Raw genomic sequence first — 26,126 nt, 5'->3', positions numbered from 1 at the left:
GAGTTTACAATATGACAATTGCAGGAATTGCGGTATTAGGTGTAATTCTGGTTTGTTTAATCCTACTGGTCAGCACTTCAATATCAGTTGATATTGTTCTATTCGGAGGACTTGCCATCCTTTTCATATCTGGCATTATTCCAGCAGAAGAAGCACTTTCAGGTTTCTCTAATGAGGGTATGCTGACTGTAGGGGCACTTTATATTGTTGCGGCCGGATTAAAAGAGACCGGCGCCATACACTTCATTGTGCAGAAAGTAATGGGTAATGCCCGTACGGTAAAGAAAGCTCAGCTACGGATAATGAGTCCTGTTATGGTAATGAGTGCCTTCTTAAACAATACTCCAATTGTTGCTTCCTTTATACCAGCACTTGAGCGATGGAGTCGTATTTCTCAAATTCCCGTTTCAAAAATTTTGATCCCACTTAGTTATGCAGCAATTTTAGGAGGTACCTGTACTCTCATTGGTACAAGCACCAACCTGATTCTTAATGGTTTAATGATTGAAGAAGCTTCAACCCGGGCAATTGGGATTCTTGAGCCTGCACTTATTGGCATTCCCTGTGCAATAGCAGGTTTTATCTATCTGGTTATTTTTGGAGATAAGCTGCTTCCGGAAAGGGGTTCAAGTATGGATACCTTTCAGGACCCCAGAGAATACACCATAGAGATGATTGTAAAAGACAGTGCAGTATTGTCTGGTAAAACCATAGAAGATGCCGGACTCAGGAATCTGCCCGGCTTATTCCTTATTGAAATACAGCGTAATGGCCGCGCTATTCCAGCTCCGGGACCATATGAAAAGTTGAGAGGGGAAGACCGGCTCATTTTTACGGGTATCGTAGATTCTATCATAGATTTACAACAGATTACAGGATTAGAGCCAGCTACCAATCAGGTTTTTAAACTGAATGCGCCCAGAAATGAACGACAGATGATTGAGGCTGTAGTTTCGAGATCAAATCCATTAATGGGAAGAACCATCAGAGACGGGAATTTCAGAGACAGGTATGACGCTGTAGTATTGGCAGTTTCCCGGAGTGGCGAGCGAATCAACGAGAAAATTGGCGATATTACCCTCAAAAGTGGTGATGTATTGTTATTGGAAGCACATCCTAATTTTGTACAGAAATACCGAAACTCCAACGACTTTTACCTGGTTAGTTCCATAGAAGATTCTTCACCGGTTACCTATGAAAAGGCCTGGGTTGCAGCACTTTCTTTATTAGGAATGGTAGTGCTGGCAGCTACTGGCGTACTAAGCATGCTTCAGGCTGCTATTTTTGCGGGGGGCTTACTGCTCGTTACAAAATGCTTCAGATATACAACCGCTCTTGAAAGTGTCGATTGGCGTGTTCTTATTGCTATTGCTTCTGCATTAGGTTTGGGAAGTGCGCTTCAGTACACCGGTGTGGCAGAACATTTAGCTGCAAATCTTTTGTCGCTTGCTGCTAATGACCCCACATTAGCCCTGTTAGCTACTTACCTCGCTACGTGGTTACTTACCGAAATGATAACTAATAATGCAGCTGCGGTTCTGATATTTCCAATAGCTTTATCACTTGCACAGTCGATGGGCGTTGATTTTATGCCTTTTGCCATGGTTATGATTATTGCTGCATCTTCCAGTTTCTCTACACCGATTGGTTATCAGACAAATCTTATGGTATATGGACCAGGCGGATATAAATTCACGGATTTTGCCAGAATAGGCCTCCCTTTAAATTTGATCGTAGCTACAGTAGCCGTATCTTTGATTCCTCACATATGGAATTTTTAAAAATAAATTAGTTTGATGCTAAATCGAGTCATTAAGACGGCAGAAGAGGCAGGAAAAAAAATATTAGAATTTTACCAGACGGATGTAGAAGTCATTACAAAAGACGATGACTCCCCACTTACCAAGGCGGATCTGGCTGCACATCATATCATTGTTGATGCTCTTAAAGAGATTGACCCCGGAACGCCAATAATATCCGAAGAGTCTGGAATTCCTGATTTTGAAGAAAGAAAAGAATGGGACAAATTTTGGCTTGTAGACCCACTTGATGGCACCAAAGAGTTCATCAAGAAGAATGGAGAATTTACGGTTAATATAGCTCTTATTGAAGATGAGAAGCCCATTCTTGGGGTTGTATATGTTCCAGCCAAAGATGTCATGTACTACGCTGAACAAAGCATAGGGGCATTTAAGAAAGAGGCAGACAAAGAAGCCGAAAAGCTGGAAAGCGATTCGTTTGAAAAACCGGGAGAAGCAAGAATTGTGGTGAGTCGCTCTCACGGTGATGATCAAACAGCTAAAAAGCTTTCCGATATCGGAATAGAGGTTATAGAAGAGGTGCCGTCAGGAAGCTCCATCAAGTTTTGTTTGGTTGCAGAAGGAAAAGCAGACTTATACCCCCGTTTTGGCCCAACCATGGAATGGGATACTGCTGCCGCGGATGCCATTTACCGGTATTCTTCAAAAAATGGAGAGAAATACTCGCCTTTGGTCTATAATAAAGAATCCCTTAAAAATCCTTATTTTCTATTGGGATTAAATGAACACGTTGATGTTGAGAGTTTATAAGGAAGCCTGACCATCAGAAAAATTCACATTATACTTTTTTAGAAAAATGAGTGAAAAAAGATCACATTCACACCTTAAAGAGCTGGAAGACGAAGGAATCTATGTAATGAGAGAAGTAGCCGCTCAGTTCGAGCGTCCGGTATTGCTTTTCTCAGGTGGAAAAGATTCCATAGTTATGTTTCACCTGGCACTGAAGGCGTTTCATCCCGGCAAAGTTCCTTTTCCGTTAATGCATATCGATACGGGACATAATTTCCCGGAAACGATTGAGTTCAGAGACAAACTCGTTGAAAAATACGGAGTTGAATTAATTGTAGGGAGTGTTCAGAAATCTATTGATGAAGGAAAGGTGGAAGAAGAAACCGGACCTGATGCAAGTAGAAATGCGCTTCAAACAACTACTTTGCTGGATACTCTGAAGGAATATCAGGTAGATGCCGCTTTAGGCGGTGGACGTCGCGATGAAGAAAAAGCTCGTGCTAAAGAACGGTTTTTCTCTCACAGAGATGTATTTGGGCAATGGGACCCAAAAAATCAACGACCCGAGCTTTGGAATCTCTTCAACGGAAGAAAAAATCCGGGTGAAAACTTCAGGGTATTTCCACTCAGTAACTGGACAGAGATGGATGTTTGGCAATATATAGCCCAGGAAGATATCGACATTCCAGAGCTCTATTTTGCACATGAACGCAAGGTATTTAACCGTCGGGGAGTGTGGCTTGCTGATACCGATTATGTAAATAGAATGGAAGAAGAGGAGCTGGAAACAAAAACGGTTCGCTTCAGAACTATTGGAGATGCTACCTGTACGGGGGCTGTTTTGTCAGATGCTTCAAATATGGAAGAGATTATACAGGAAGTGGCTTCTGCACGACAAACAGAGCGTGGAAATCGCCACGATGACAAGCGAAGTGAAACCGCAATGGAAGACCGAAAACGACAGGGATACTTCTAAGCAACCCCTTCAAGATCTACTAAAGAATACTGAACATCGAATTTTATTTCTCAAATGAGCGAAAGCAACGGACAATCAAACAACCCTAACACTGATAATAAATACCTGGATATGGATCTGCTCCGGTTTACTACAGCCGGAAGTGTGGATGATGGAAAAAGCACGCTGATCGGGCGGCTGTTCTACGATTCAAAATCTATCTTTGAAGATCAGATGGAAGCCATTGAAAAATCCAGTAAGAGTAGCGGTGAAGAGAACGTTAACCTTGCATTGTTAACCGATGGTTTAAAAGCAGAACGTGAGCAGAAAATTACCATTGATGTTGCGTACCGTTATTTTGCAACTCCAAAGCGAAAATTCATTATTGCCGATACCCCGGGTCATACTCAGTATACCCGAAATATGGTCACTGGCGCATCTACAGCCGATTTAGCCATTATCCTTGTTGATGCTTCAAAAGGATTATTGACACAGTCCCGCCGGCATGCTTTCATTTCGTCGCTGCTCAGGATTCCACATTTGGTGGTAGCCGTAAATAAAATGGATTTGGTGGGGTATGATGAAAAAGTGTTTAATGAGATCGTTGGAGAATTCAGAAGTTTTGCCAAGAAACTGAATGTAAGCGATATCACGTACATTCCGATATCGGCTTTGAAAGGCGATAATGTTGTAGAAAAAAGCGACAACACAGATTGGTACAACGGTTCTACATTATTGCACCATCTGGAAACCGTAAAAGTAGATGCTTCTGATAATATTGTAGACTTTCGTTTCCCGGTTCAATATGTGATTCGCCCGAATCAGAACTTCAGGGGATTCTCTGGCAGGGTGGCTTCAGGGCACGTCCGGCCGGGAGATGAAGTTACGGTGCTTCCATCCGGACTTTCATCAAAAGTGAAGAGAATTGTAACCCGGGATGAAGATCTTGACATTGCGTATCCGGGAGATTCTATTACCCTCACCATTGAGGACGAAATTGATACCAGCCGTGGGGATATGATTGTCCGAAAGAATAACGTGCCGGCGGTCAGCAATGAATTCGAAGCTTACATTTGCTGGATGAATGAGAAGGACATGGAGCTGAACAAGCAATATGTGCTGCAACATACTACACGTACAGTACAGGTTTTTATGGAAGACCTGCTCTATCGAATGAATGTGGATTCATTGACCCGTGAAGATGCTACTAAATTAGGACTGAATGAAATTGGTCGCGTAAAACTAAAAACCAGCCAGCCTATTTTCTATGATCCTTATCAGGTAAACCAGAAAACCGGTAGTTTTATCATTATTGACCCGGCTACCAATGTGACTATAGGTGCTGGAATGATTCGGGCAGGTTCAACAGAATCCAAATCTTCAAAAGACACTTCTGAAGCTGGCATTAAAGACAAGAAAACCCGGCAAAAATCTCCAAATGTAGTTTGGGAACCCTGGAATATTCCCCGCGAATTACGGGAGAAAAGAAATGGCCATAAGGCGCAGCTTCTCTGGTTTACCGGAATTTCCGGAGCAGGCAAGAGTACGATTGCCAAAGAGCTGGAAAGAAAGCTTTGGGAAGAAGGCAAACAAACGGTGCTTCTTGATGGAGATCAGGTGCGCCATGGACTAAATGGTGATCTTGGATTTAGCCCTGCTGACAGAACCGAGAATATACGTCGTGTTGGCGAAGTAGCCCGATTATTCTTTGAACACGGCAACATCGTGCTTTGCACCTTTGTATCGCCTTATACGGAAGACCGTGAAGCGGCTAAGCAACTATTTCCTGAAGGAGATTTCAAGGAAATTCATATCACATGTGATCCAAAAACTGCCCAGGAAAGAGACCCTAAAGGCTTGTATAAAAAAGCTCAGGAAGGCGAGATCACTGGCCTGACAGGCTACGATGCGGATTATGAAGTATCAGAAGACCCGGCTTTAACGATCGACACAGATTCAATTTCTGTGGATGAAGCGGTTGAAGAAATTCTGAAGCTAATACAGGAATAATCTTTTACCAGGTTCTGAAAAGGCAAGGAATTTCTCGCTAATTTTTTGCAGATTGATATATGAAATCAAGAATCACTTGTCATATCAAAACCATATCAGGTTTGGCCATTTTAGTGGCCTTTGGGTTCATAATAAATGCCTGTGCGCCAACGATCTCTCAGTTTAATGAGACAGCTTACCAACAGGCGGTTGAGCTTAAAGTCAGGTCGATGTCGTTGATTGATAGGGCGGATGAGCCTTATTCGGGACATGAAGAAGCAGCTCAGCAACTGAAGCAAGACATGCTTACTGCTTTTGAATATGCGAAGGGCCGTCCCAAAAATGACATAAGTGCCAGGCAGTGGGAAATCATGGTAGATCCAGACCGGAATCTAATGGGAGGATTTCTGGCCCGCTGGGAAGAACAGCAAACTCTTTCACCCGCTTTTATAGGGGAATATAGCGGAGTAGTTGCGGATGCCTTTGATACTATTATTGGGCTGGAGAGTGGAAAAATAAAACCGGGTGAGGTAGAATAGCTATGTTCGATTTTGATGCTTTTCTGAAAACCTTGAAAACGGATCTCTCAGAACTGGTTACGGACTTTGGAGAAGATTTGAAGGATGATCTGCTAAAAGATGCCAAAAGTTTCGCTCTAAGTACCAAAGACGATCTGATCAGATGGTCGAAGCAGCTTAAAGATGGCGATCTTAGTCCTGAGGATTTTGAATTTCTGATAAAAGCCAAAAAAGACCTCGCCGAAATGGAAGCACTCAAACAAAGGGGACTGGCTCAGGTTAAATTGGATAAGCTAAAGCTCGCTATTATTGATACCGTAGCTGGGTCAGTAAAAAAAGTGATCGCATAAAAAAAGGAAACACGAGCTAACGCATTTCCTCTAGTCTCATTAAAAAGTGGTTGAAGTTACATTCCTGCCTGCATTTCATCTTCAGGAATCCAGTCAGCAACCACATCTTCATTATTGGTTAACCATTCCTTCGCAACTTCTTCTTCCGACATATCCGACTCATTGATTTGAACCATTAAGTCAGCAAGTTCAGCATCCGTTAAGTGCATGTTTGTAAGAAATGCTGCCAGTTCAGGTTTGTCTTCTTCCAGATTTTTACGACCCATGATGTGGATACTGCCTGTTTTCCACTTCATCATGTCTTCGTCTTGTTCAAGAAACTTCAGGTCAAAGCTTCCAAACATCCAATGAGGTTTCCAACCCGTTACTACAATCGGTTCCTGATTCTCATAAGCTTTCTTTAAAGCTGAGGTCATGGCAGGTCCGCTTGATTGAATCAATTCGTAATCAAGATTATAGTCCTCAATTACTTCATTGGTTGTTTTCATGATCCCGGCGCCTGCATCAATGCCGGTGATTTCACCATTGAATTGGTTACGTACAGCATTCAACTCCGATATTTTGTTAATCTCAACGTAAGCAGGTACTACCAGGCCACTTTGGGTTCCTTCGTAAACCGTACCTAAATCAACAATATCCTCTTTGTATTGTTCTACATAGTCGGCATGTAGCGTGGGCAGCCAGGTTTCCATAAAGGCATCAGAGTCTCCATTGGCTACGGCTGTGTAAGCAGGTCCTACTCCGGCCGATGTAATTTCAACCTCATAGTCCATCTTATCTTCTAAAACTACTTTTGCCAGATTGGTGTAAGCAATCCCTTCAGCCCAATTAACATACACTAAGTCGGCTGTTTTGGTTTCATTTTCTGATTTTTGACTACATGCTGTAATCAGCCCAAAAGCCAGGACGAATATCCCCAGCTTTGATAGCATGTTCCATATTCTGTTATTCGTTCTCATGGTTCTTTTGGTTTGATGTTATGGTTCTGTTTAAATCTTAAATTCTTATCCTGTCGAAGCTCCTAACGATTGGGTGACTCTGTCCAAAAACACAGCCAGTATTACAATAGCGAGTCCGCCTTCAAACCCCAGTCCAATATCCAGTTGCTGTAATCCGGTCACTACGGGTTGTCCCAATCCACCGGCGCCAATTAATGCAGCGATAACTACCATCGAAAGAGCCAGCATAATAGTCTGATTTACACCTGCTAAAATGGTTGGCAGGGCGACCGGTAATTCAACTTTCATAAGCATTTGTTTAGAATCAGATCCAAAAGCCAGGGCAGCTTCCCTGATTTCTTCCGGTACCTGCCGGATTCCCAAATTCGTAAGCCGTACAGCCGGTGGCATAGCAAAAATGAGCGTAGCAATCACTCCCGGAACCTGACCTAACCCAAAAAATAATACAGCCGGAATCAGGTACACAAAGGCGGGCATGGTCTGCATAAAATCCAAAATCGGCCGAACAACCTTTTCCACAGTCTTACTTTTGGAAGCCCAGATTCCGAGTGGAATACCAATCAACAAAGCGATAACCACCGCGGTGATGATCAAAGCCAGCGTTTCCATGGTTCCGTCCCACATATCCATTCCCTCAATGACGAACAGTCCGAGTACGGTGAAAATACCGACTCCCTTTCCTGATACATACCAGGCAAGGGCGCTGAACAGCACAATCATTATGATGGGGTGAGGAAATAAAAGCAGGTTTTCTATCCCCACCAGAAAAGAGTCAACCACGAGGGTAACAAGGTCAAAGAATCCGCTCAGGTTATCGGTCAGCCAGTTGATTGCAAATTCAAATGCATCTCCAACAGGTAGGTCAAACATAATCAGGATGTAGTAGTTTCTTCGTTATTCTTGGTTTCTTTCTTTTGGGTATCTAAGCCATTTTCGTTGAGCTCTGCCATAATGGTAGCACGATCAACAATGCCAAGCAGGCTGCTGTCGGCTTCAATAACCGCAATCGGGTACTTGGCTTCGATGGCTTTGGGCAGTAATTGGTTGATGGGGGTTTCCGGACCGCAGACTTCAATGTCAGAAATGATGATTTCTTCGAGATCCTTCACCCCGTGTTCCTTCAGCTTAATCGCGTCATCAATTTTGACAATTCCTTTGAGGTGACGGTTTTCATCAACCACATAGGTGGTTGAAACCCCCACTTTTTCCATATTTCGTATAGCTACCGATGGACCGTCTTTAGGTACCTGAACGGTTGGTGCTTTTCTCATTATAGCCTGAGCTGTGATGATCTTGGTGCGATCTACATTTTGCACAAAAGCTTTCACATAATCATCAGCTGGATTGGTTAAAATTTCTTCAGGAGTTCCTACCTGAACTACATATCCGTCTTTCATAATGGCAATCCGGTCTCCGATTTTAAGAGCCTCATCCAGGTCATGTGTAATAAAAACGACCGTTTTGTGGACTTCCGCCTGAAGTTCCAGCAGCTCGTCCTGCATATCGGCGCGGATAAGGGGGTCGAGGGCACTGAATGCTTCATCCATCAGCAGGATTTCAGGGTCGTTGGCTAATGCCCGCGCCAATCCAACACGCTGCTGCATGCCGCCACTGAGTTCGTCAGGCTTCTGCTCTTCATATCCTTTCAGTCCAACTTTCTCGATAGCTTCATACGCTTTCTTCTTTCGCTGATCTTTATCCATGCCACTTATTTCCAACCCGTATTGTACATTTTCAGAAACGGTGCGATGGGGAAATAAGCCAAAGTTCTGAAACACCATCGACATTTTTTTGCGGCGCATTTCCAGCAACCTGTCCTTATCCACTTCGGTAATGTCTTCATCGCCAATCAGTACCTGACCTTTGGTGGGTTCTATTAGTCGGTTCAGGCAGCGCAGCACGGTAGACTTTCCACTTCCGGAAAGTCCCATGATCACAAACATCTCTTTCTCTTTTACCTCAAAGCTGGCATTATTAATACCGATGGTATTTCCTGTTTCATTCAGGATTTCGTCTTTGGATTTGCCTTCTTCTATTAAGGGAAAGGCCTTTTCAGGGTTCTTCCCGAAAATTTTAAAGAGATTTTTTACGGTTATAGCGGCCATATGTCCTTCGTTCAAAAATTATTGAGTTATATGATGTCCGGGATCTCCTCAAAAAGGAATTCGGTTCCGTTTTCAGGACATCCCGCATCAAGCAGGATGTATGTTCGTTATAGCTTAGAAGTAGTACCCAATGTTTATGTTGAACCGGGTGTTCCAGCGGGCATCACTTACTCCCTGGCCAAGTCCGCTACCAAAGTTTTGTGTGATCCAGGGCTGATTACTTCCCCGGGCAATGTCGAAGTAGGTATACACATTTCCAGCCGAGAGTAGAAAGCCAATTACATTTTGCTGGGCATCGTAGAAACCATCAATATTCTTCTGGAAGTAGGTATAGTCATTGTAGAAATTAAGGTTTGTGATGGGGCCCCAGTCCACATCGTAGCTGTAGCTTAAGCCGGCAGAGTAGATATTCATTTCTGTAGCTACCGAATATGGAGTTCCGTATGCCCCCATATTGACGATGTCAACGCTCTGTCCGCTATTATTCTGGGCATCCATTCCATAATTGATAAATTGCCCTTTGAAATTCCAGTTGCCATAGTCGATATCTGTATGGGCCGCGAGTGCATATCGGGATGATGTTTCATCCAGCGGCTGATTCCAGATTTGCCCAACTTCACCACTGGCACCGAACTCAATGCTTCCCCGTTCGATATCAATGGTGCGCGTAACACGGAGGTTCAACTGATTACGTTCATAGTTGGTTTGATTACCTGAGGGAACAATATCATAGGAATAGCGACCTGATCCACCAAAACCAAACGATCCGCTACCACCGGCCGGACCTGCAGGTTCGGGCTGGAAGAAATATGCTGCCATCAAGTCCCAGTTCTCTGCGGTATGCGTGTACTTCAGTCCCATGTCGTGATCATCTTCAAGGCCCACATAATAAGGTCCCTGGAACCACCAGTTATGAGAATTGTACTGGAGATTGCCGAATGGAACCTGGGTTACTCCAAGCTGGATATTATTCTTTTCATTAAAGTCATATCCTAACCACCCCTGTTTCACAAAGTGTGTGTTAAAAGTAGGGTAGAAGCGGTACTCAAAATTAAGTTTCACTCCGTTCTTTTCGGCATTTACATTCAGTCGCCAGGTATCCCATGTGAACTGGGCATCGTTATTATCGATATTACCGTCTTCATAGTCGGTTAGCAGTACATTATATCGTACAGCTCCGCCTACCGATAACGAAGATTCATCTTCCTGAGCGAAAGCGAAAGTTGAAAAAAGCAATAAAAAGGAAGTAACGAGTAAGCTTAAGTATTTCATGATTAGCTCTGAAAATTAAAATTAGTTACCATTACGTAGTTAGTTGAATAAAGAAACTCGTCCCGAAGCTTTGGGAGAGAACACTGAGAAGTTTTATAGGAAATTAACTTCACTTTAATAAGTGTTTTTACTTAAGATTTTAAAAATCTGTTAGTTAAATCACTTCAAGGTAACAAGCTGAGACTCAGTTTCAAGTATTATCTGTTCAGTTAATGTCATAAAACCATTAACCTAAGCATAGTAATCAGAAAAAATTGGTTGTTGAGCTGGATACAGCTTAACCTCATCGGCTATTAAAAAGGATATAAAATTGAAAACGTTCAGAATTTTGGTTCTTGTTTTTTCACTAATTATTGCGTCTGGATTTTCGGATGTGAATGCCCAAATATTTGCTCCGCAAACCGGGTTCACTCATCAGGATAGCCTTAGGGGTTCCATTACAGAAGAAAGGGAATGGTGGGACTTGACCTATTATCACCTGAACGTTGAGGTGAATATCCCGGACAGTTCAATTTCTGGATGGAACGAGGTTCAGTATAGAGTGCTGAAGCCCTATCAAACCATGCAGATCGATCTTCAGCCGCCAATGAATATTACAAAGATAACTCAGGGTGGAAGTGACCTTGAGTTCGAAAGGGATGGAAATGCCTTTTTTATTACACTTGAGAAAAGGCAAAGAACCGGAGATATCAATGAGGTTGTTGTTCATTTTTCAGGAAAACCCAAAGTTGCTGTTCGTCCACCGTGGGATGGAGGTTTTACCTGGACACAAGACAGTAATGGCCGGCCATTCGTTGCCACTTCCAATCAGGGTATAGGAGCCAGTATTTGGTGGCCAAACAAAGATCATCCTTATGATGAAGTGGACAGTTTGCTGATCAGCGTAAATGCCCCTGATTCTCTGATGGATGTTTCGAACGGAAGATTGCGAGGGGTTGACGAGCACCAAAACGGGACAAAAACCTGGCATTGGTTTGTGTCAAATCCCATCAACAGTTATGGGGTGAATATTAATATTGGCGACTATGTGCATTTCGGGGAAGAATACGAAGGGGAAAAAGGGATCCTGGATCTCGATTATTACGTGCTTAGGGAAAACCTGGAGAAAGCCAAAGAGCAGTTCAAACAGGTGAAACCTATGATGGATGCTTTTGAGTACTGGTTTGGTCCTTACCCTTTTTATGAGGATGGATACAAACTGGTGGAAGTTCCTTATCTGGGTATGGAACATCAGAGTTCGGTTACTTATGGAAACGGATATCAGAACGGATATTTGGGCAGGGATTTAAGTGGTTCGGGCTGGGGACTGAAATTCGACTTCATCATTATCCATGAAACCGGCCATGAATGGTTTTCCAATAACATCACTTATGCCGATGTAGCTGATATGTGGATTCATGAAGGATTCACCAATTATTCCGAAAGTCTGTATCTGGATTATCATTATGGTGAAAAAGCGGCCAATGAATATGTACAGGGACTCAGGCTCGGAATTCAAAATAATAGTCCATTAATAGGGGTTTACGGGGTGCATCACGAAGGGTCGAGTGATATGTATAACAAAGGCGGAAATCTGCTGCATACGTTGCGACAGGTGGCAGACAATGATTCTCTGTGGCGGGAAACCTTACGAGGTTTGAACCGGGAATTCTATCATCAAACCGTAACAACCACCCAAATAGAAAACTACATCAGCGATAAGTTTGGAATGAATTTAGACCCTGTTTTTGATCAGTACTTACGGGATATTCGCATTCCCACACTTGAATATGCGTTCAGAAATAACACGCTGATGTACAGATGGGGAAATGCAGTAGATGGATTTAACCTGCCTGTCGATGTCACATTGAACGGAGAAAAGCGGAGACTACAGCCAGGCACCGGCTGGAAGACTATTTCCCTGGAATCCAATGAGTCGTACACTCTTACTGTTGATCCGAATTATTATGTGGGAAGTTTTAATCTGCTTGGAAATTAAAAAAGGTTCAGGACAAACCTGAACCTCTTGTTAAACGATCTGATTGTTAGTCTACGACAGGTGTAAACCTTGTAACTAAATGATCTACCGGTTCGGCGGTTCTCAGGTAAGCATAAATAGCTTTTAGCTCATCTTCCGACATCTGGGCATACATACTCCATGGCATTGCTGTGTTAAATTCCCCATGGGCCACTTCGTGAAAATTAAAAGTGGAATCAGCGTAATATTTAAATCGACTTACGAACTGCTGCTCTGTCCAGGAACCAATACCTGTTTTTATGTCCGGAGTGATGTTGGCCGTTCTGACAATACTGCCATCTTCCATAGGAAATTCCATGCCCCCTGCAAGAGTCATCCCGGGAATGGGAGTACCCTGTTCCATCGGAGTGTGGCAATCCATACAACTGGCTGCAGTGACTAAATATTTACCCCATGATACCGGATCCGTTTTGTCTGGCTCTTCTTCAGCAAGCTCACTTTCCATAGGGATGGTGTTAATGATCAAATTCATCGGAAAGAAAGATTCTGAAACAGGCACTTCATTTTCGACAGGATCGAGAGTACGGAGATAAGCAATGATTGAGTAAATGTCTTCTTTGTTCATTTTAGCGTAGTTTGGATAAGGCATAATTGGGAATAGCGCCCGCCCATCTTTACTTACACCTTCGGTAACTGCGCGGTAAATTTCACCATCCGTCCAATTGTCCAGATTGGCAGGGGTCAAATTTGAAGCGTAATAATTGCCTGGAAATCCTTCTTCTGCTCCAAAACGATTTCCCCCTGCGCCCAGCATAGTTTTGTCTATTGGATGCGTAAACTTTGTTTTCTCCTGAGGAGAGTGGCAATGGGTACATAGCATAACGGAGTTGGCCAGATACTTGCCCCGTTCGATACGTTCCGTCGTTTGTTCAATTTGAATGTCCGGAGCCGGACCGACATTTGGAAGGGCATTCGATACATATGTCAATAAACCAGCTACCCCGACAATCACAATTAGAAATAGCACACCCAGCACCATTAATAACTTTTTCATAGCATTACATTTGTAGTTAGAGAAGCTTTGGTACCCCTTTTTCTTTAAACCCAAAAGCCCCATAGGATTGGGACTAATTTGCATAAAAAAAGGGTGATTTTCTACTATGGATAAAAGTGTGGGGAAAAGTCCTAAATCAGGAAGGTAATATGTCTTCCGTCGATATCTAAGCCACTAAAGCTGAACTCAGATTTCATCCAGTGGAGCGTATCGGGGTGGTAGAAGATGACGTGTGTCTCATCACTTTTGTAATACCAGGCATGGAAATCAATGTCGTCTGTAAATACATCGGTCTTCAGAAATAGAGCACCTTTTGGTTTGAGCATTTCTTTCAGCTTCAGAAATTCCTTATGAGGATGATGAAAATGTTCCATTACCTCGCAACTGACGATATAGTCATAGTTCAAGTCCAGAACGTCCGGGTTATTATCAAAGAAGGGATCAAAGGTGTTGATGGAATATCCCTTGTCGGTAAGCATTTTAGTGATAACGGGCCCGGTTCCGGAACCAAAATCCAGCCCAAGTGAATCTGGGTTAAACCTCTCCATAATTTTTTCCACCAGCGGTGACACGAACTCCTGATATCGGGGATCTTCCACATCATTATCATGACTTTCATACCTGAATATCTCTTCTTCAGGAGTTGGATAATCGTCGGTATCCATGAGAACCGCCCGGCAGTTGGTGCATCGGTGATACTGCCGGTCTTCATTCTCATAATAATAGAACGGTTCTGTCTTGGATGAACAGAGCGTACACTTCATCATTCTTTTTGAAGGAAGGTAGGAGTTCTTCCCATCAGATGTTAAGCTCTATCTTGGATACCAGTTTTTCAGCCTCACTTCGATGTTCTTATCGCCGGCATCAACCAGTTTTTTGAACTCCTGTATATCCTGTCCCCGGTGGTGATAGGGATAAACGATGGCGGGCTCAAAGTCTAAGACAGCATCAGAAGCCTGATTTATATCCATGGTGTACGGTAGATTCATGCAAACAAAGGCAATATCGATACCTTCCAGGTTCCTCATTTCAGGAATTCCTTCGGTATCTCCGGAGACATAGACATCTTTTCCACCCATGGTAAGTACATAGCCATTGCCCCAGCCTTTGGCATGCCTTGCATCTTTTTCGGGAAGATTATACATCGGGACAGCCCGAATGGTGATGCCTTCATATTCCATAGTCTCACCGTTGGCGATTACTGTAGTTTGAGCTAAATATTCTTCCGGCATTTGATCTGCAACAGCTTGAGGGACATAAAATGAAGTGTTCTCCGTATCTAAGCTGGCCAGTGTTTCAGGACTAAGATGATCACCATGTGGATGAGTAATAAGGATGACATCAGGAGCTGGTTTATCATCATATAAATTTGCTTGCCCCCACGGATCCATATAAACTGTTCGTCCATTCCATTCAAAAATTACCGTGCCGTGTAATATGGGATGAATCACCAGTTCACCCTCATCAGTTTCAACCCGATCAGGATTGTTATCCAGTTGGGCAAAGGCTGTACTGAAAGTGAATAATCCTAAAAAAAAGAATATAGAAACCGCTCGAATCATAATATATAATTAGTTGGAAGTTGATAGTGGAACCGTAAGAATTTGCCAAACATTCAATTCAAGAGAGTTGGACACTGGGTATATAAAAAAACCGGAAGTTCTAAGAAATCTGGCTTATTACTATGTAGGATATCCTCCGCCTATATAGTTGCGGAGCGAATCAATTTCCGATTTTTGGTTGGCGATTACTGTTTTGACCACATCACCAATCGAAATTACCCCAACAACCTTTTCATTATCTACAACAGGCAGGTGACGAATTTTCTTTTCCGTCATAAGCTGCATACAAAGGTTTACTGTATCTGTGGGCTCAACCCGAATGACATTCTTTGTCATGATTTTCTGAACTTTGGTCGTTTTTGACGTGCGTCCTTCAAGAATCACCTTATTTCGATAATCCCTTTCTGAGATAATCCCTTCGAGCTTTGAATCTTCCATCACCAGTAAAGCCCCGATGTTAAATTCAGCCATTTTAGCTATGGCTTCATAAACCGTCGAATCAGGCTTTACGGCAAATATATCCCGTCCTTTCTGATTTAAAATTTCTTTTACCTGCATATTCCGTACCTCCCTTAATTACAATTGGCTGTACTTGTAATAAAAGGATTTTTTCGAGATTTGCAAGCTGAAAGGATATCAGTCGTCGAAAGTTTTTTCCAGCCATTCAAACATGTGGTCAAAAGCCAACTCTCTTACTTCTTTTTTGGAAAGAAATACATCATGTATGGCATTGGGTATTTCCGCAAGTGATACATCCGGACCTAATTTCTTTCCAAGGGCTTTCATGTGCTCCACATCCAGGACCATATCGGTTTTCAGGATGCTCTCATTCCAGGTCTGATTTCTGCTCGATTTATCTGAATGAAGTATCAGAATGGGAATATTGATATCTGAACTATGGTGTAGCTTTTTTTGAGCTTTATTCATTGCAGAAACCCATTTCAGGTAAGCCGGAAAACCATTCAGGGGTTTCCAGTCCGTGTTATAATCCCATTCTCCGTATTTTTTGCTGGAAATGCTTGCTCCATACAAATGTGGGAATGGTTTTTCAAGAGATGCATAAGGCAAAAACCATGAGATAATACCAGCGGCGGGTAGTAAAAAAGCTCGCTGAAAAAAACTCAGATTAAATTGTAGAAAAGGCGAATTCAGGATGAGTTTTGTTACCAGTTTACGATTAGAGCCTTCATTCAGGTATAAGCTGCTGGTAAGTCCCCCGGTGGAATGACCAAAAAGAATAATACCGCCCTTATTTTCGGAGTCAATAATTTGAAGAGCACGATCTATCTCCGGAAAATACTCTTCAACAGAGCGACAGTAGTTTGGGGTTTGATGTGGAAGAAGAGACCGGCCATGTTTCCTTAAATCAAGGGCATAAAAATTATATCCTTGTGCATGGAAGGCTTCAGCAACATGAACCTGGAAGAAATAATCACTCAATCCATGAATATATAACACGGAAGGTCTTGCTGTATCATTTTCAGGAGACCGGACCAATGTAGCAATTACTTCGCCCTCGTAGTCTTCTTTGAGCTCAAGCGTTTGCTCCGAAAAATCCCCGATGTTCATTGAATTCATATAAACTTTTTAACCCGTCCCACCTGTCCGTCTGTTAGTCTTACTTTAATTCCATGAGGATGAGTAGCTGAATTAGTTAAAATATTTTGTACTACTCCGTTGGTGATTTTACCACTTCTTTGGTCTTTCTTGAGCACTATACCCACCTGCATGCCAGGCCTGATATCTGCTCTATTTTTGCCGTCCATATTGAGGTGAAAGATTTTTTTGAATTATAATTTATCCCTCAACACTAATTTTTATCTAATTGTTTAGGGCGTTTCTTAAGATAACTCAAATTTCATTTTGTTTAGAAGCGTAAATCCGTTTGGGATTTTATGAGTTAGGTACTATATACTCAAATATGAACAATCCGTTTAGAAAGTATTTTGGTCCCAGCACATTAGTGGCTGCCGCATTTATAGGTCCGGGAACGGTTACGGTATGTACACTGGCGGGCGTAAGGTCCGGGTATGTATTGCTTTGGGCGCTGCTTTTTTCTGTAATAGCCACAATTGTTTTGCAGGAAATGACCGGACGTTTAGGGATTATTACCCGCAAAGGATTTGGAGAAGCAATTCGTGAGCAGCTTGAGAGTCCGGTAATTAGAATAATGGCAATACTATTAGTTTTCAGTGCCATTATAGTCGGAAACATAGCCTATGAAGGAGGGAATATATCCGGGGCTGTATTGGGATGGGAAGAGTTTTTCATTGGTCTGGATTTTACTATTAATGGGTTAAATATCCGGATTACTTCTGTAGTAATAGGGGCTGTAGCTTTTTGGTTATTATTTTCCGGGAATTTTAAGCGGATTGTAAATGTAATGACCGCCCTCGTGGGCATAATGAGTATTGTATTTGTGACCACTGCAGTACTTATTCAGCCTGATATGGTGGCTATCCTTAAAGGTCTATTTATTCCATCGGCCTCACCAGATGAACTCCTTACTGTGATCGCTTTGATTGGAACGACCGTAGTTCCATATAACCTGTTCTTGCATGCTTCTACGGTTCAGGAACGTTATTCGAGCTTCTCGCAGCTGCGTGATATGCGGATTGAAAATGCAGTAGGGATTATTTTGGGAGGGCTGATCTCGATGTGTATTGTAATTACCAGTGCTGCAGCTTCAGATGGTTCATTGGGTAATATAACCAGTGCAGCAGATATGGCTGAACAACTAGAACCCTTATTGGGAAGCTGGGCAAAAACATTCATGGGAATAGGGCTTTTTGCTGCAGGAATTACATCTGCGGTAACAGCTCCGCTTGCAGCTGCTTATGCAGCTAAGGGAATGTTTGGGTGGAAAGATGATCTCAAGGATTTCAAATTTCGTCTCATATGGATGATTGTACTTTTCACCGGGGTTGTTTTTTCTGCCATTAGTTTTAATCCGGTCAGGCTTATTGAGTTTGCTCAAATTGCCAATGGAATCACATTACCGGTGATTGCTGTTTTCTTATTGTACATTATGAATAAGCCGTTGCTGCTTGGGACCAACTCCAATTCAAACCGGCAAAACATTTTTGGTGTAATTGTAATTATAGTTACGATTTTAATTGGGTTCAGAAGCCTGAATTCAGTCTTTAATTTCTTTTAGCTATGAAGAACAAAATTGATTTGAATTGTGATTTAGGTGAATTTTACGGCATGTATGATGAACGTCGTGACTCTAAAATTATGCCGTTCATTTCCAGTTGTAATATTGCCTGTGGGTTTCATTCCGGTGATCCGGTTACCATTTCCAAAACCATTCAATTAGCTCTGGAAAATAATGTTGCTATAGGGGCACACCCTTCCTATCCGGATTTGCAAGGCTTTGGCCGCCGGATTATGAACCTTTCTTCCGAAGAACTGGAAGCTTGCGTGCTGTATCAGGTGTCTGCACTGAAGGGAATGACGGAATCATTAGGAGGGAAACTTCACCACGTAAAACCGCATGGTGCTTTATACAATCATGCCGCTAAAAATGAAGATTTGGCACTCGGAATAGCTAAAGCGATTGTAAAGATTCAAAAAGACATGATGATTTATGCACCAGCGCAATCTAAACTGGCTGAAGTTGCCAAAGATGTAGGGCTTAAGGTAAAAAGTGAAGTATTCGCAGACCGGCAATATGAAGATGATCTCAGCCTGAGATCACGTTCCCTCGAAGGAGCAGTTCTGGATGAAAAGAAAGCGGTTTTAAAACAACTTTCGGCCTTTATGGATGGAGTGGTTCATACGTATGGCGGACTGGATTTACCCATTACAGCTGAAACTATTTGTCTTCACAGCGATACTGAAGGAGCAGCTGAATTAGCGAAAGAGATTCACGATTTTCTGGAGAAAAATGGAATCGAAATTACTTCCGCTTAATGACACAAACTGGCTGGTTTCTGTACTTGGGGAAAAGGCGCTTCTGCTAAAACCCAAGCTGGATGAAATTCCGCTTTCGGTCATTCATGAGTCAGTGAGAATTATTGAAGCTGCATCAATTCCAGTTGTTGTAGATATTATACCGGCTTACGACAGCATAGCAATAGTTTACAGCAGGCTTTTGGGTAATCTTGATGAAGAGATTGAAATTATATCAAAAGCTGTAGAAGAGAAAACAGTTGAAACGTATTCATCCCAAACTTGTGAGATTCCGGTTTGCTATGAGTTGGGGTTAGACTGGAGAGAAGTAGAAGAGAAAACCGGTTTTGAAAAAGAAGAAGTAATTCAAAAGCATTTATCAGTATCCTATAAAGTAGCCATGATGGGGTTCATTCCCGGCTTTTTGTACCTGTCAGGTTTAAAGGAGGAAATTGCTTGTCCACGTAAGGCAGAACCAAGAACCAGTATACCCGCTGGATCGGTTGGTATTGGAGGAAATCAAACGGGGGTTTACTCGCTTGAAAGTCCGGGGGGGTGGCAAATTATTGGCAGAACTCCGCTCTCTTTTTTTGATGTGCGAAAAGACCCGCCAATTAAAGTTAGAGCTGGGGATACCATTGTTTTCAAGCGTATCCCTGAAGTACAGTTTACAAACTTCAAGAAAGAGGAGGTATGAAAAATAGCCTGGAAGTAATAGACGGCGGATTACTAACCACTATTCAGGATAATGGCCGGTTTGGGTACAGACAATATGGTGTGCCTGTTTCAGGAGCAATGGATGATTATGCCTGCAGACTTGCGAACTGGCTTGTAGGAAATCCGGAAGGCTCGCCAGTTTTGGAAATGACACTTAAAGGGGGAACATACCAGTTCAATTCAAACTCTATTATTGCTATTACCGGCGCTTATATGAAGCCAAAGGTAAATGATAAGAAGGTTGAGATGAATGTCTCTGTGGAAGTCAAAGCAGGAGATGTATTATCTTTGGGCTACTGTAAAAGAGGATGCAGAAGTTATCTTGCTATACGCGGCCAACTTGATATCCAAAAAGTGCTGGGTTCGTATTCAACGTATTTGACGGGTAACTTCGGAGGGTTTGAAGGCCGTAAGCTGGCTCAGGGAGATGAGCTTTTTTGGGATGAAATCACAGAAGATTTTTCTTTAAAGGAAGTTCCAAAAGATAAATTGCCATACTATTCTTCTAAAGTAACATTGCGGATTTTGGAAGGTCCGGAATGGGATTGGTTGACTAAGAAACAGCAGTCGCAACTTTTGAATGCAGAGTATCAGGTTAGTTCCAAAAGTAACAGGATGGGAGTCAGGTTGTCGGGGCAAAACATTAAATCAGAAAAAGTACAAATGACTTCAGCTCCGGTTATACCAGGAATTATTCAGTTACCTGAAAGTGGAAATCCCATTATTATTATGAAGGACGGACAGGCTGTGGGTGGATACCCGAGGATAGCCAAGGTTGCGGATGCTGATCTGTGGAGGGTGGGGCAATTTTGGGGAGAAATGAAGATTAACTTCAACAAAATAAACAGGGAAGAGGCTGGTAAGCTTAGCAGCTTAAATAGAGCATTATTTGTTTAGATTTAAGGGTTGAAATAAGTGTTGATCTCTGTTTTCTAATTTGGCATCAACATTTTTTTGTTTGACTCTCTTCTATTTAAGCCGATAATACGATAAATAGTAGAATGCCGGACTTTATAAAAGGGATGTTTTTCACATAAATAATGTGTAATAATAAGGGCATATTTTTGAAAGGTTAAAACTGATGGGGCTCTTTTGCTTTGGAAAAGTTTTTTGAAAAATACAGGTTGGCCAGTTCGTTTCTTATAGGTGTTTTCTTAAGCATTTTGGTTGTTATTATGTGGCTTGGAAATCAGAAAGACATTGAACAAACACATAAAAAAAAGGTTGAAGAAACGGCGCAACTTGTAACACTTCAGTTTGAAAAAGCTGTTCAGGGGAATATTAATACCCTTCAAAATCTCAAGAATAGACTGCAAATTACGAATGGCAGTTATTTTGATTATTGGGAATATGATGCAGGGCTAATTGTTGAGCAGGATCCCTCATTTCTTTTCATTGAGTGGATCGATAGTACAATGGTTATTCAAAAAGTGCAGCCATTTGAAGGGAACGAAGAGGCCATTGGTCTGGATATTTCAAAGCTGGACTACCGGCGCGAGGATTGGCTCAAAACCAAAAAAGATTCCATTATCAATTTTACACACTGGCTTGGTTTGGTTCAGGGCCCCCAGGCTTTTTTGATTGATGCTCCCGTTTTTTATGACGGTACTTTCCAGGGGACAATCACTGCAGGTATGAATTTTACTTCTCAGTTCGATTTGGTAATGCAGGGCCTGGATCAGTATCACGTTGAAATACTTGATGACAAAGGAACATTATTCTATCAGTATGGAGAAAGCGCCAGAGCAGAAAACTTTCCAAGCTATACTATCGAGAATCCAATTGAGTTGAACAACACGGATTCTGGGTCATGGGTCATACACGTGTATCCGAACACAATTTTTGAAACAGCAAATTCCTCATTAGGCTCATACCTGAATCTTGTGCTGGGTTTGGCACTAAGCATACTTATCTCGGTCATATTTTACTATATGCAAACGGCGTTTACGGCACAGAAATCATCCCGGCATGCCAACGAGAAAATACGTGCGTTAATTGAGTCTTCACCAATGGGTATTTACGCTATAGATACAAATGGAGTGGTCAGGGATTTCTGGAATAAAGCTGCTGAAGAAATGCTGGGCTGGCGCCAGGAAGAGGCTATAGGACGATTTATGCCTCACATAGGGCAGGAATGGAAAGATGATTTTAAAGAGCTGATGGATATAAGCCTGAAGGAAGGAGAAATCAAAAACAAAGAAATTGTACGACAGCGAAAGGACGGCTCCCCCATACACATGCGCTTAAATGTGAGTAAGCTTGTAGGGAATGGAAGTGAAAACCAACAGATGTTGGCAATTGTTGAGGATATCACCAAAGAGACAGAGTATAAAAAACAGCTTGAAAACTCGGTTCACGAAAAAGAGGTCTTACTCTCGGAAGTTCATCACCGGGTAAAGAATAATCTCGCTATTATTGTTGGGCTAATTGAGCTGCAAAAGGAAGGTGTGCCTGATAAGAAACTCCAAATGATTCTGAAGGAGACACAAAACCGGATATATTCCATTTCCGGAGTTCATGAGTTGCTCTATAATACAGAAAGTTTTACAGAGATCACCTTTGGGGAATATGCCGTTAAGCTGATAGACCGGATCAGGAGTATGTTTGACAGCGGGGAAAGGAACATCAGTATAGAACATCAATTTGAATCAAGAGGGTTAAATATAAATCAGGCTATTCCATTGGGCCTGCTCATGAATGAGCTAATAACGAATTCATTTAAACACGCCTTTAATGAACAGAATGAGGGGAAGATCTTTATAAGCTTTAAGGAAAAGGGAGAATCAATTGAAGTTGTATACCAAGACAACGGCAAAGGTTTTGATAAGGATATTTTTGAACATTCCAATACTCTGGGTGTTACTCTCATCCGAACTTTGATAGACCAGTTGAATGCAGATTATACAATACAGTCAGTAGAGGGGTTTAAATTCACTTTCTATTTTGAGGCCAAAGGCAGGGGAGCCCATTCGAATTTGTAGTCCGTTTTTTCAACAACACCCGATTTTTCCTCTTCACTTTTGATTCTTTAACACTAAATCTTGGCCAATACTTTGTAGCCTTTAATTGCTTTTTAAATATTTTAAACTTAAAGAGCTCGCATTTAGTGATTCTATAAATGTATATTTTCCATTCACTTGTTTGCTTTACAAAAAACAAATAAAAAAAATATTGCATATATAAAGTATACCTAGCATATTGAGCATGTGTTTTGAAAGCGCTTTTGTGAGTAGTAAAGCTAAAAAAGAAGGAATTAATTAAATCAGTATGCAATGAGTTGGACTGTAAAAACCGAGCTTTTAGATAACTCTAAAGGTGTGATGCCTCCCGTAATACAAATAGTCATGTTAGTTTTTGCATTGAGCCTTCCTGTGGCTATTCAAGCGCAGTCTGTAGGTGTTCTGGAAGGGCAGGTGGTAGACTCAACTAATAATGAGGCAATTTTAGGGGCTAATATATATATAGCAGAAATTTCCAGAGGGGCTGCCACTGATAGTGATGGAAATTATAGAATAGAATCAATCCCTGAAGGTGAATATGATGTGCGTTTCTCTTACCTGGGTTATAAAACACAAGTTTTTAGTATAGTTATTTCTGGTGGTGGCACAACCATTCTCAACATTTCTTTATTACCCGATTTTATTACCGGTGAAGAGGTTCAGGTATTGGCGCAGGCAGCAGGTCAGGCAGCTGCAATAAAAGACCAGATTCAATCTAACACAATTGTAAATGTTGTGTCAGCGGAACGAATAAATGAATTGCCTGATCAAAATGCAGCTGAATCGGTAGGGAGATTGCCTGGGGTTTCAGTGCAGCGAAATGCTGGTGAGGCACAAAAAGTAGTGGTAAGAGGTTTATCCCCAAAATTTAACTCTATTACAGTTAATGGGGTGCGTATTCCCGGAACAGATGAGAATAACCGATCTGTTGATCTTAGTTTAATTCCACCTGATGTATTAGGAGGGATTGAAGTGTTTAAGGCACTTACACCAGATAAAGATGGCGATGCTATTGGGGGTACAGTTAATCTTTTGGTAAGAGAAGCTCAATCTGATTTCAGCGGTAGTGCTCGTGTCCAAACAGGATATAATGATTTAGAAAATGAATTTGGGCAATATAAGGCTAGTATTAACTTAAGTGACCGTTTTTTCGACGATAAGCTTGGCTTATTGGTTACAGGTAGTATTCAAAAGGTAAATCGAAGTTCTGATCTATTAGAAGCTGATTACGTGTACCGGCAAGAGTCGGGAAGTGTGGAAATTGAGAACCTTAACCTGGCTGATACTTATGAAACACGAGAGAGGTACGGTGCCAGTGTTTCTTTGGATTATGACTTATCTGAAGACTCTCAATTTTTCTTCAGCAGTTTTTGGGGGAGAACGGACCGGGATGAACTGAGAAGACGAAAAAGATACAGAGTAGGAAATGGGCGTGTTGAGTACGATTTAAGAGATCGGCAAATCAATGAACAAGTATTTTCCAATTCTTTAAGAGGCGAGCATGAACTGGGCTGGGCAAAACTAGATTGGCAGGCAGCGCATTCTTATACGCTTACAGAGCGCCCATATTCAGTGTATTCCAGATTCCAGGAATTAACAGCTTATGAGAATGGCCTGGTTGATAATCAAGGTCCAGAACCTATTCCACAGTTCGCCAGAAATGAGTTGAGTGAAACCTACTTTTTGTACAGCACTTTTGATCCTAAAGAAGGGAGTGATAGAGACGTAACGGGAGAATTAAATATGGAGATTCCATATGAACTCTTTGGCAATACTTCGGGGTATCTGAAATTTGGAGCGAAATACAGGGATAAAAAAAGAATACAAGATATAGACTCCTATCAAACAGATTTTGGAGTGATAAGTGATATTGGACAAGCGAATAGTGATCAATATGAATTATATAATGATGAGCATATACTGATTAGTAATTTCTTGGATCCGGATTTTAAAGCCAATGGCTTCTTGGATGGTGAATACGATTTTGGTCCTGGGTTAGATGACAATCTCTTGAACCAGTTTTATAGAAATTATAAAGACCAGTATGATCCCAATCGTTATGTAGAACTATCAGATTACACGGCGGGAGAGAATATTTCAGCAGCCTATATAATGACAGAAATCAATTTGGGTTCTAAGTTGATGTTTCTTCCAGGTGTTCGCTATGAATACACCGAAAATTATTATGAAGGGTATTATGGCAATCTGTTTAATAACCTTGGCAGAAGCGGAACCCTCAGAGATACAACGGGTGGGCAAAACTATGGAGAGCTACTGCCCATGGCTCATCTCAAATTAAACATTATTGAAGGAATTGATCTGAGACTAGCTGTTACCAGAACCTTGTCTCGTCCTGATTATTATAATTTGATTCCATCTGAATTTATAAATGAGGCAGAGTTTACCATTAGCCGCGGTAATCCAAACATTAAGCATACCAAAGCTATAAACTATGACGTATTCCTTTCATTCTATAAAAGCAGCCTTGGTTATTTCTCAGTCGGAGCGTTCTATAAAGAACTAGACGACATCGACTACATTGCAGAAACCAGGGTTCGGGAAGGAGAATTTGCCGGTTTTAGTTTAACAGAACCCATAAATGGGAGTGAATCTACCGTTCGTGGTGTAGAATTGGATTTGCAAACAGACTTCAGGTTTTTACCCAAACCTCTGGATGGTTTAATACTGAATGCCAACGTTTCTTTTATAGAATCGGAGACGTTCTTTCCATTATTAGTGGTGGCCGGTAATAATCCGGAGCCGCCGTTCAACCCTATCTATAAAGATTCTTCCCGGGCAGGAAAACTTCCCGGACAGCCAGACTTCGTATCCAGTTTGACAATCGGTTATGAAAAAGGTGGATTTTCCGGACGTGTCTCCTACTCCTACCAGCGTGAAATTCTTGAGCGTGTAGGCCGGCTTCCAGAGTCAGATATAGTGGCAGATGCTTACGGATACTGGGATTTGGTAATTAATCAGCAATTCAAAAGCCTGGATTCATTTGTGTTTTTCCTAAACGTCAACAACTTCACTCGCGAATCAGAAAGCTCTTTTACAGGTGCAAGGCAGTTTACGGGAGAGAATGAAGTTTTTGGTTTAACCGCAGATGTTGGGGTTAGATATAGATTTTAGTGTTAACTAATACCAAAATGAGATAACAATAAATCATACAGCCAAAAAGGAGGCTTATATGAATACTACTTATACTACAAGGAGGCCCATAAATAGTAAAAAACTATTAGGGTT

The 26,126-nt window shown here is 41.8% G+C and carries 23 protein-coding genes; 13 read left to right on the top strand and 10 right to left on the bottom strand.

The features are described 5' to 3' along the window. The first annotated feature begins 11 nt into the window (after positions 1-11). Genes RIB15_RS02060 through RIB15_RS02035 form a run of 6 tightly spaced genes read left to right on the top strand, consistent with a single transcriptional unit; the run spans position 12 to position 6,361 of the window. Positions 12-1,781 (top strand): SLC13 family permease, encoded by a 1,770-nt coding sequence (locus RIB15_RS02060; RefSeq protein WP_350200480.1) that lies wholly within the window; start codon positions 12-14, stop codon positions 1,779-1,781. Positions 1,782-1,796: 15 nt separating this feature from the next. Continuing rightward, on the top strand, positions 1,797-2,570 hold the full coding sequence (gene cysQ / locus RIB15_RS02055) for a 3'(2'),5'-bisphosphate nucleotidase CysQ (RefSeq protein WP_350200479.1): 774 nt from the start codon (positions 1,797-1,799) through the stop codon (positions 2,568-2,570). A 46-nt stretch (positions 2,571-2,616) separates the two neighbouring features. Beyond that, positions 2,617-3,525, top strand: a complete 909-nt coding sequence (cysD, locus tag RIB15_RS02050) for a sulfate adenylyltransferase subunit CysD (protein ID WP_350200478.1) — start codon at positions 2,617-2,619, stop codon at positions 3,523-3,525. A gap of 54 nt (positions 3,526-3,579) precedes the next feature. After that, positions 3,580-5,514: a sulfate adenylyltransferase subunit CysN gene (cysN, locus tag RIB15_RS02045; protein WP_350200477.1), complete on the top strand. Its 1,935-nt coding sequence runs from the start codon at positions 3,580-3,582 to the stop codon at positions 5,512-5,514. 59 nt (positions 5,515-5,573) lie between these two features. Then, complete coding sequence (locus RIB15_RS02040; protein ID WP_350200476.1) at positions 5,574-6,032, top strand: hypothetical protein; 459 nt, start codon at positions 5,574-5,576, stop codon at positions 6,030-6,032. Between the two features lie 2 nt (positions 6,033-6,034). Continuing rightward, positions 6,035-6,361 carry a hypothetical protein gene (locus RIB15_RS02035; protein WP_350200475.1) on the top strand — a complete coding sequence of 109 codons (327 nt, stop codon included), beginning with the start codon at positions 6,035-6,037 and terminating at the stop codon, positions 6,359-6,361. A 56-nt stretch (positions 6,362-6,417) separates the two neighbouring features. On the opposite strand, the gene RIB15_RS02030 is transcribed toward RIB15_RS02035, so the two are convergent. The 4 genes from RIB15_RS02030 to RIB15_RS02015 form a co-directional block, all read right to left on the bottom strand. Then, a complete protein-coding gene (locus tag RIB15_RS02030) occupies positions 6,418-7,320 on the bottom strand; it encodes a glycine betaine ABC transporter substrate-binding protein (RefSeq protein ID WP_350200474.1) in 903 nt (300 codons plus the stop codon). 45 nt (positions 7,321-7,365) lie between these two features. Continuing rightward, the gene (locus RIB15_RS02025) at positions 7,366-8,190 is read right to left on the bottom strand and encodes an ABC transporter permease (protein WP_350200473.1); all 825 of its coding nucleotides are present in this window, start codon (positions 8,188-8,190) and stop codon (positions 7,366-7,368) included. 2 nt (positions 8,191-8,192) lie between these two features. After that, the gene (locus tag RIB15_RS02020; protein ID WP_350200562.1) at positions 8,193-9,425 is read right to left on the bottom strand and encodes a quaternary amine ABC transporter ATP-binding protein; all 1,233 of its coding nucleotides are present in this window, start codon (positions 9,423-9,425) and stop codon (positions 8,193-8,195) included. 114 nt (positions 9,426-9,539) lie between these two features. Beyond that, on the bottom strand, positions 9,540-10,697 hold the full coding sequence (locus tag RIB15_RS02015; RefSeq protein ID WP_350200472.1) for a hypothetical protein: 1,158 nt from the start codon (positions 10,695-10,697) through the stop codon (positions 9,540-9,542). 349 nt (positions 10,698-11,046) lie between these two features. On the opposite strand from RIB15_RS02015, the gene RIB15_RS02010 reads away from it, so the two are divergent. Continuing rightward, positions 11,047-12,675, top strand: a complete 1,629-nt coding sequence (locus RIB15_RS02010) for a M1 family metallopeptidase (RefSeq protein ID WP_350200561.1) — start codon at positions 11,047-11,049, stop codon at positions 12,673-12,675. A gap of 46 nt (positions 12,676-12,721) precedes the next feature. On the opposite strand, the gene RIB15_RS02005 is transcribed toward RIB15_RS02010, so the two are convergent. The 6 genes from RIB15_RS02005 to RIB15_RS01980 all read right to left on the bottom strand — a co-directional run bounded on the left by RIB15_RS02005 (position 12,722) and on the right by RIB15_RS01980 (position 17,036). Next, positions 12,722-13,708, bottom strand: a complete 987-nt coding sequence (locus RIB15_RS02005) for a c-type cytochrome (protein ID WP_350200471.1) — start codon at positions 13,706-13,708, stop codon at positions 12,722-12,724. A gap of 131 nt (positions 13,709-13,839) precedes the next feature. Continuing rightward, positions 13,840-14,475 carry a class I SAM-dependent methyltransferase gene (locus RIB15_RS02000; RefSeq protein ID WP_350200470.1) on the bottom strand — a complete coding sequence of 212 codons (636 nt, stop codon included), beginning with the start codon at positions 14,473-14,475 and terminating at the stop codon, positions 13,840-13,842. Positions 14,476-14,520: 45 nt separating this feature from the next. Continuing rightward, positions 14,521-15,270 (bottom strand): MBL fold metallo-hydrolase, encoded by a 750-nt coding sequence (locus RIB15_RS01995; protein WP_350200469.1) that lies wholly within the window; start codon positions 15,268-15,270, stop codon positions 14,521-14,523. A 120-nt stretch (positions 15,271-15,390) separates the two neighbouring features. After that, a complete protein-coding gene (locus tag RIB15_RS01990; RefSeq protein WP_350200468.1) occupies positions 15,391-15,828 on the bottom strand; it encodes a CBS domain-containing protein in 438 nt (145 codons plus the stop codon). Between the two features lie 78 nt (positions 15,829-15,906). Then, the gene (locus RIB15_RS01985; RefSeq protein WP_350200467.1) at positions 15,907-16,848 is read right to left on the bottom strand and encodes an alpha/beta hydrolase; all 942 of its coding nucleotides are present in this window, start codon (positions 16,846-16,848) and stop codon (positions 15,907-15,909) included. After that, positions 16,845-17,036 carry a YwbE family protein gene (locus RIB15_RS01980; RefSeq protein WP_350200466.1) on the bottom strand — a complete coding sequence of 64 codons (192 nt, stop codon included), beginning with the start codon at positions 17,034-17,036 and terminating at the stop codon, positions 16,845-16,847. The genes RIB15_RS01985 and RIB15_RS01980 overlap by 4 nt, the downstream gene beginning before the upstream one ends. 155 nt (positions 17,037-17,191) lie before the next feature. On the opposite strand from RIB15_RS01980, the gene RIB15_RS01975 reads away from it, so the two are divergent. The 6 genes from RIB15_RS01975 to RIB15_RS01950 all read left to right on the top strand — a co-directional run bounded on the left by RIB15_RS01975 (position 17,192) and on the right by RIB15_RS01950 (position 26,012). Beyond that, positions 17,192-18,427: an Nramp family divalent metal transporter gene (locus RIB15_RS01975; RefSeq protein ID WP_350200465.1), complete on the top strand. Its 1,236-nt coding sequence runs from the start codon at positions 17,192-17,194 to the stop codon at positions 18,425-18,427. Positions 18,428-18,429: 2 nt separating this feature from the next. Continuing rightward, the gene (locus RIB15_RS01970) at positions 18,430-19,185 is read left to right on the top strand and encodes a LamB/YcsF family protein (protein WP_350200464.1); all 756 of its coding nucleotides are present in this window, start codon (positions 18,430-18,432) and stop codon (positions 19,183-19,185) included. Further along, on the top strand, positions 19,160-19,861 hold the full coding sequence (gene pxpB / locus RIB15_RS01965) for a 5-oxoprolinase subunit PxpB (protein ID WP_350200463.1): 702 nt from the start codon (positions 19,160-19,162) through the stop codon (positions 19,859-19,861). Before RIB15_RS01970 ends, pxpB begins: the two co-directional genes overlap by 26 nt. Then, positions 19,858-20,778: a 5-oxoprolinase subunit C family protein gene (locus RIB15_RS01960; RefSeq protein WP_350200462.1), complete on the top strand. Its 921-nt coding sequence runs from the start codon at positions 19,858-19,860 to the stop codon at positions 20,776-20,778. The genes pxpB and RIB15_RS01960 overlap by 4 nt, the downstream gene beginning before the upstream one ends. A gap of 278 nt (positions 20,779-21,056) precedes the next feature. After that, entirely contained in the window at positions 21,057-22,862 is a 1,806-nt protein-coding gene (locus RIB15_RS01955; protein ID WP_350200461.1) for a histidine kinase dimerization/phosphoacceptor domain -containing protein, read from the top strand. 291 nt (positions 22,863-23,153) lie between these two features. Next, on the top strand, positions 23,154-26,012 hold the full coding sequence (locus RIB15_RS01950) for a TonB-dependent receptor (RefSeq protein ID WP_350200460.1): 2,859 nt from the start codon (positions 23,154-23,156) through the stop codon (positions 26,010-26,012). The last annotated feature ends 114 nt before the right edge of the window (positions 26,013-26,126 follow it).

This window comes from Gracilimonas sp. (assembly GCF_040218225.1).
Taxonomy (GTDB): Bacteria; Bacteroidota; Rhodothermia; order Balneolales; family Balneolaceae; genus Gracilimonas.
The sequence above is the reverse complement of the archived record's forward strand: the minus strand, read 5'-3'. Positions and strand labels throughout refer to the sequence as shown.